This window comes from Stenotrophomonas sp. S41 (assembly GCF_016624625.1).
Classification (GTDB): Bacteria; Pseudomonadota; Gammaproteobacteria; order Xanthomonadales; family Xanthomonadaceae; genus Stenotrophomonas.
Genome location: NZ_JACVTV010000209.1, coordinates 1 through 1,199, shown reverse-complemented (window position 1 = coordinate 1,199; position 1,199 = coordinate 1). Strand labels below are relative to the sequence as shown.

Here is a 1,199-nt window from a genome sequence, read left to right as displayed (position 1 = left end):
GTAGGCGCCATCCATGGCGCCTGCGGTCCTGCAAGCCCACACCGCCCCACCCCTGACAGATCGCGGCGCTTCTTTTGCACGCAACGCATCTTCGCCATTGGTAGGTGTCGACCTTGGTCGATACACATCCACGCCATGCGTGGATGCTTTTGACTTTGACTTTTCTTCTTTTGATTTTCCGTGGCGGACGCGCACGGAAACTGTCAGAGGTCGGGCAGGTGGGTTGCGCAGGGGCGCAGGCGCCATGGATGGCGCCTACGAGCTTACATGGACGTACTTGCAGCGTCCCCTGCGCAGCCCACCTGCCCGGCCAACCCCACGAATCCGCCCCGCCACGAGGGGCTCAGCCGTTGGCTTTCGCCTTCGCCTCGCGGGCAGCCTGCTGCTCGACCAGGGTCAGCGCGACGTTGTCCCGCAGGTACGCCGGTTCGACTTTCTCCGCCGCCACGCCTTCGCCACGCGCAAACGCCGGCACCGCCAGGGCCAGCACGTCCGACGCGCGCGGCAGGGCCGCTGCATCGAAACCACGCAGGCCCGCCCCCAGCTGCGCCACCAGCGCACCGTCGGCTGCGCCGAAACCGGTGCCGATGCCGTAGGCCTGCAGCCCGTCCGGCAACGCCACCGCCGCCGGTGCGCACACCCGCTCGGCATCGCGGGCCACCGGCAGGCCATCCACGCGTTCGAAGCGCGCCACGTACAACTCGCCCATCCGCGCATCGATCGCCGACAGGATCTGGGTCTCCTCGGCCGGCGCGCGCAGCGCCAGCACCTGCAGCGTCGACACCGGCAGCAGCGGCCGGTCCAGCGCCAGGGCGATGCCCTGCGCGATCGCAATTGCCAGGCGCACGCCGGTGAACGCACCCGGCCCGCGGCTGAGGGCGATGCCATCGAGCTGGCGGCGGCTGATGCCGGCCTCGGCCAGCAGCGCCTCGGCCCACGGCAGGCTCAGCTCGGCATGGCGGCGCGGGGCGATCTCGAAGCGCTCCAGCACCTGCCCATCGACATGCAGGGCAACGGAACAGGCTTCGGTGGCGGTTTCAAAGGCGAGCAGTTTCATCGGAGGGAATCAGAACAGGGGGAACGTGGCGCCGGGGGCCGGCTGGGGACCCGGCGCGGGGGCCGGGGCGGTCGGGGCGGCGGGGGGGGGCCGGGGGGGCGGGGGGGGGGGGGGGGGGGGGGGGGGGGGGGGGGGGGGGGGG

The 1,199-nt window shown here is 71.9% G+C and carries 1 protein-coding gene; it reads right to left on the bottom strand.

The window, feature by feature from the left end:
* Positions 1 to 343: 343 nt before the first annotated feature.
* Positions 344 to 1,057, bottom strand: a complete 714-nt coding sequence (gene tsaB / locus IAE56_RS20910) for a tRNA (adenosine(37)-N6)-threonylcarbamoyltransferase complex dimerization subunit type 1 TsaB (RefSeq protein WP_200753840.1) — start codon at positions 1,055 to 1,057, stop codon at positions 344 to 346.
* Between the last annotated feature and the right edge of the window lie 142 nt (positions 1,058 to 1,199).

Coding starts and splice junctions, on each gene's coding strand:
- tsaB (WP_200753840.1), bottom strand. CDS start 1,057: ATGAAACTGCTCGCCTTTGAAACCGCCACCGAAGCCTGTTCCGTTGCC.